At 56.3% G+C, this 5,230-nt stretch carries 6 protein-coding genes; 1 reads left to right on the top strand and 5 read right to left on the bottom strand.

The features are described 5' to 3' along the window. Positions 1-199, top strand: a 199-nt coding sequence (locus AC1D06_RS41730; RefSeq protein ID WP_477991357.1) for an IS3 family transposase, incomplete at its 5' end; no start/stop codon positions are given. A 241-nt stretch (positions 200-440) separates the two neighbouring features. Here the strand turns inward: AC1D06_RS41730 and AC1D06_RS41725 are convergent. The 5 genes from AC1D06_RS41725 to AC1D06_RS41705 all read right to left on the bottom strand — a co-directional run. Further along, positions 441-1,169 (bottom strand): AbiU2 domain-containing protein, encoded by a 729-nt coding sequence (locus tag AC1D06_RS41725; protein ID WP_477991355.1) that lies wholly within the window; start codon positions 1,167-1,169, stop codon positions 441-443. 88 nt (positions 1,170-1,257) lie between these two features. Continuing rightward, positions 1,258-1,719, bottom strand: coding sequence for a regulatory protein GemA (locus AC1D06_RS41720; protein ID WP_477991353.1), 462 nt, complete (start codon positions 1,717-1,719; stop codon positions 1,258-1,260). After that, positions 1,712-2,488, bottom strand: coding sequence for a hypothetical protein (locus AC1D06_RS41715; protein WP_477991351.1), 777 nt, complete (start codon positions 2,486-2,488; stop codon positions 1,712-1,714). Before AC1D06_RS41715 ends, AC1D06_RS41720 begins: the two co-directional genes overlap by 8 nt. A gap of 76 nt (positions 2,489-2,564) precedes the next feature. Further along, positions 2,565-3,362 (bottom strand): AAA family ATPase, encoded by a 798-nt coding sequence (locus AC1D06_RS41710; protein ID WP_477991349.1) that lies wholly within the window; start codon positions 3,360-3,362, stop codon positions 2,565-2,567. Continuing rightward, on the bottom strand, positions 3,359-5,230 hold a 1,872-nt coding region (locus AC1D06_RS41705), incomplete at its 5' end, for a hypothetical protein (protein ID WP_477991348.1). The genes AC1D06_RS41705 and AC1D06_RS41710, both read right to left, overlap by 4 nt.

The raw sequence follows: 5,230 nt of genomic DNA, 5'->3' as shown, positions 1-5,230 counted from the left end.
GATCAACGGCCTTTACAAGGCCGAGGTCATCCATCGGCGAGGACCATGGCGCAACTTCGAAGCCGTGGAGTTCGCCACGCTTGAATGGGTGGATTGGTTCAACAATCGACGACTTCTGGAGCCCATCGGCAATATTCCACCAGCTGAAGCCGAAGAACGATACTACGCCATGCTGGACGAACCAGCCGTGGCCGCATAACTTAAACCAAACGGTCTCCGGCAAAGCCGGGGCGGTTCAATGTGGTTCATCGGGGAGCCGGAACTGCTGATCCCAACCGCCTTAAAGGCGGGCCTTCCTGGTCGATGAACCGAGTGCAGACTACGCTGAACTGCCGAAGAATGGAAGCAGCGTCGCGGGCAATATTACGGAGTTTACGCCGGCCGGCTTATTCGCTCAAGTGCTGTAGCGTGCGCACTTGGCTATCATGGCAAGCGATGCGCTATCCTTCGAACCTGCAAGAGCTCCATAAGGTCTTGGCAGTATTGCCCTCGTCCGAGTGATACTTTTCGTAGGGAAAGCTGGAATAGCAAACACATTGCAGAAGTGCGGCAATCCACGGCTCGCTTTGGCTCAACAGATCGCCCGCGTCTCCAAATGTCGGCGCATCGATCTTTGACGGCTGCTTATCTGAAAGCGAGTGCGCAAGGTGGTTGTTTCTAAATTCCCGCAACCGCGCGATCAAATCTGAATTCTCGGAAAAATCAGTCACCTCCGCCACAGTCTTTGTGAGCAAGGCATGCCGGTCCGCCGCCGTCTGTTCAATTTCCTTGTCGCTGACGTCTGTCATCCACTGACGTGCCGCGGGATCACCGGTCAGGTGCCGGTGAGCCTTTGAGTGGTCAATTTGGAGCTGCTGTTGCCGCGCGAGAATGTTTGCGTCATTTATCAGGTCGCAAACCGTTGGCAGACTGTCCCTATTGGACTTAGTGCGATCCCACAGCCGACAGACGTCCAAAACCAGCGCCCCCACGAGGGTGTGTTGCACGAACTGGAGGAACATTCCTTCTTTCGTTGCTGGAATTTTTGCATCAAAGTCGGGGTCGAAAACGAAAAATCGGTTGTTTTCGAACACGCGGATCGCCGCCCGCGCATTGATATTGATCACATTCAGTTTTGCGACTGCGCTTGCCAGTCGCTCATCAGCAGTTAGATTGTTCGGCCAAGCCATACAGGCCTCCAGGATCGCGAGGAATACGCGATCCGTGTCCCTACATCATTTTTTGGCAGAAAGCTCGCCCATGGGCTTCAAAACCACTTCAAATTTGATCCTGTTTGCGAGCGACCATCGCCTTGAGCGCAGAGATGACCTTCGCGGCCTTTTTGTTGTCAACGAAGCGCAACGATGAGACCTTCTGAAAGCGGTCCAACCATTTGTTCAGTTCGCCGTCGTCGTCATCCGGCTTGCCGCTAAAGCGATACCAGAGCGACCGGATGAGATCGATTTGGGGCGGCGTCGCCATGGTCGGACGATAGCCGTAGGTCCGGAGCGTCCAGGACGAACGGAAACCGCACGCGGTAAGGTGCTTCATCACCATATAGAAGCCCTTCGCGTCGAGATCGGCTGCACTCTCGACGCGGCCATGTCGCAGAAGGATCGCTCGATAGCTATCGTCATCAAGGGCGAGTTCCTTCTTGGCGACATGAAGCAAGGCGATTTGCTTCTTGGAAATCGACCCAGGCGACGGAATATCAGTTTCTGGTTGTCTCAGTTTACGCATGACGAATTGTCCTTATGGCGTGGATCACGGTGATTTGCCGGCGGATTTGCGAGACTTGCGTCTCAAGCCGGCTTAATTCCTCGGCAAGCTCATCGTTGCCAAAAGAATTCAACTGATCGGCGTTCATCGGCTGGAGAGCAGCTTCCAAGCGCTCATTCAGCTTTTGCAGCCTGTCGACATCATGGGTGGGCCAGACGCGCTGAATGCCATGATCCGCCAACCGGTCCAGCAACTTCGAAATCTGCCATTCTATCCGGCTCTGTTCGGCAAGCCGCTCCAGCGCCGTCATTTCCGAAGGCAATGCCGTGGGGATAAGAGACAAGAAATCCCTGCCCTCTTGCTCGCGGATGCGTCGCTTTTCGCGTTCGTTGATGACTTCGGCAATGAGGTAGGCCTCTTGCATGTAGCGGAATGCCAGCGTCGTTGCGTCTGCGGTCAGTTCCGTGATTTCGGCCTGGTCGACGGCTCCGACATCGCTCGCAATCTGGGCCTCGGTAATGGCGCGCCATACGCGAGTGATCGCCTCGCGCAAGTCGGTCTCAAAGCTGTCCAAACTGCGAAACAGGTCTGAATGGTCTTTAATGCGATCGCAATCGCGGTCCAAGGGTGTTTGCGATCCGAAGAACGGGCCGGATTTGGCACCGAGATACGGGCCATTGTGACCGAGGGGACGCGGCAAAGGCCGCAGGTTCAACCTGTCTTGCGGAGAACCGTGAAGGGTCTTTTCCACGAGCCGGGGAGTTGATGTTTCTTTATGCGTATCAAGCATCTGGCACCTCATTTGCACAGGGGAAGGATGCGCAACACGGGACAAATGCGCAGTGGGAACATCGAAACAATGGCTGTCAGGCCGCTTCGGGCCGGAGCAGCCTCAAGGCGTCGTGTTTTGGATTTAGGGTCCGCAGCGCGCCTTCAAGATGATTTTTCCGGATACCTGTCGTGCCGCCCGAAAGGCGCTTAGCGGCCTCCAGTAGGTGCGTCAGATCGCGTAGGTTGGTTCGCATGCCAAAGTTTGCCAGGGCGTCATATGCTTCCTTGCCTTCGACATTGAACGTGCTGCCGATCAGTTCGCAGTCCTTCTTACTCGGACCCGGCAGCATCCGGCGCATGGTGATCCGGCTTTCGATCTGGTCCCAGGTGCCGGCATCCTGCTTCTTCCCGGCAAGGCGTTCCGCGTTGCCTGCGACGATGAGGCCGACTTCACATTTTTCCTGAATACGAAGAAGTTCCCGGAAAGCCGTAGGCTCCAGTGTCTGGACCTCATCGACTGCGAGGAAAGCCGGTTCCATGACCCACTGTCCCTCAGCACTACTGTATCGTTGGACAGGTTCGAAAGCCCGGTAGACTGCGTCCGCCAGATCACTGATGAATTTTTGTCCGTTCCATACGCCAACTGTTTTCAACAGAAGCTCGAAGAGGCCCTTCGTCGCCTTCGTCGGCCCGGAAATCTCGCAATAATATCCGCCCATTGACTGGGCGATATGCCAAAGCGCAGAGCTTTTCCCGGTGCCGGCAGCACCAACGATATGGACCGGACGGCGAAGCGCGATTGCATAATCGGCAGCGTCTCGCGCAATGGCCACAGTCGCAGTTTCCACGACGGTTTCCGGAATGTTTCCCGGTCTGTCGATCCTACCTCTCATGTTCCGTTTCCTCTTCCGAGCATTTGAGCAATCAGAGCGCTCGCCTCTTCGTTTTGCCGGCGAAGCTCTTCATCCTGTCGAATGCGCGAGTTGGCCTCGGCGGCGACCGGCAGGATTGCCCGACGCTGCGAGCTGTGATGAGTGACCGAAATCGTTCCTTGCGGATCATTGGGGGTGACCGGCAATTGCTTGCGGCCATAGCCAATGATCTCGGCCCCGACATCGATGACGGGTGCGACCTGGCGGAGATCGGTGATTGCCTTATTCCTGATGCGAGAACGGCGGGCGCTTTCCTGTGCGCCGCGTTCGTCAAGCACGTCGAATGCGCGATCCGCGACAGCGATACCTATTTCCGCCCCGTGTTCGTCGGTGACCAAGAGTTCCGCAAAGCCATGATATTTCGGGATGTGTACGAGGACCGTCCGGCCGAAGAACGACAGCAGTCCGTCACAAGTCCACGCCGCGCCGCGAACCTCGATGCCATGCTTTTTGACGACACGGGTTTCAGAGCGAGTGAAGACGGTAAGCAACCGGCTTGGCTCAAGAATTGTCGCTTTCCAACCCCGCTGCACATGCTCCTCGAAGGCTTTGGAGGGAGACCTATTCTTCAATTCGCCGCTCTGCGGTTTGTATTCATAGGCGGCCAGAAGACTAAAGACCTGATCGCAGAAGGCATCAAAGCCATGAGGATAGGGATCATGATGCTTGCCGAGCTGAGGACGCTTCGGGTTCATCGGATCATCATCGCGCCAACCCTGAATGTGCCGAAAATATTGCTGGTTCATTTGGCGAAACCAGCCTTCGACCTGTTTGGCAGCCGCATTGTAGGGCTTGGCGCGAATGATGCGGTTGCGCTCTTCCGGGCTGTGAAAGCCGATCACGTTTGCACCGAGCTTCAACGCATCTTCGAGATCGTCCGCAAAGCCGTATTCGGAACCGTTGTCTGCGTACAGGTGTTGCGGGACGCCGAACGCCGGGTGTTGGCACATGTTGACGAAAGCCGTGATAACATCTGCGTTGCGGACGCCGCCGCGGTTTTCGAACTGGATGATCTCGCAGAAGACGCGATTGGTGGCGATGTCGTGGAAAGCAATCAACTTTGGCGTCGAATAGGTGCCGTCCGGGCGCGCCACGTGCACATTGATATGATGCACGTCCATGACCACGACTTCCATCGGCTCCAGTCTCGCCGTGGTGCGGCGTATGCGCGGTTTGTTGTCCTCGCTCGCCTTTCGGTCTTTCGCGTGCCGAGCGACAGCCTTGAAGGCTCTCTCGTCATCAACGAACTTGCGCGGAATGGTGAATATCTCTGCCTCCTGCTTTTCGTTGGAAACTGAGAAGCCGTAGGCGGCGGTAATCTCCATAAGCTTTTCGGAGGTAAGCACCAGCGTCCAGGACAGCGTAGAATCGCCCTTTACCAGGCCGCGCACATATTGCTTGAGGTCGTACTCAATGCCCGCCTTGGCCTCATCATCGAACGGAACGGCATTCGTCCAAGCGCGCGAAATGAAAACCCTCTTTTCGCCTTTGTCTCTGCGAATACGGCTTGTCAGCCCATGGATGCCGTAAAGCTCGAAGTTCTCTATCCACTGATAGAGCGTGGACTTTGCCAGCCGCGTAGGCCGGCCAGTCCAGTCATGCACGGTGCGACCGTGCTGACTGTCTATTTCCGCCTTGCGCTCGGTGCTGCCCTTGGGATGCTCCAGGGCACGGCCGATGACGTCAAATCTCCAGTTGCGTTCGCGTTGGGCAAGATCGCCGAAACGAAGCTTTGAGACCGCTTCATCGGTGATTTGAAGGGCCTTCAAACGCTCCTGAAGATGCGGCGGAAGGCTGGAGACCTCAATGGTGTAGAGCTGGTGTAGAGC

This window comes from Rhizobium sp. P2_G2 (assembly GCF_056403555.1).
Note: the sequence above shows the minus strand (reverse complement) of the source record. Positions and strands in the feature narration are given on the sequence as shown.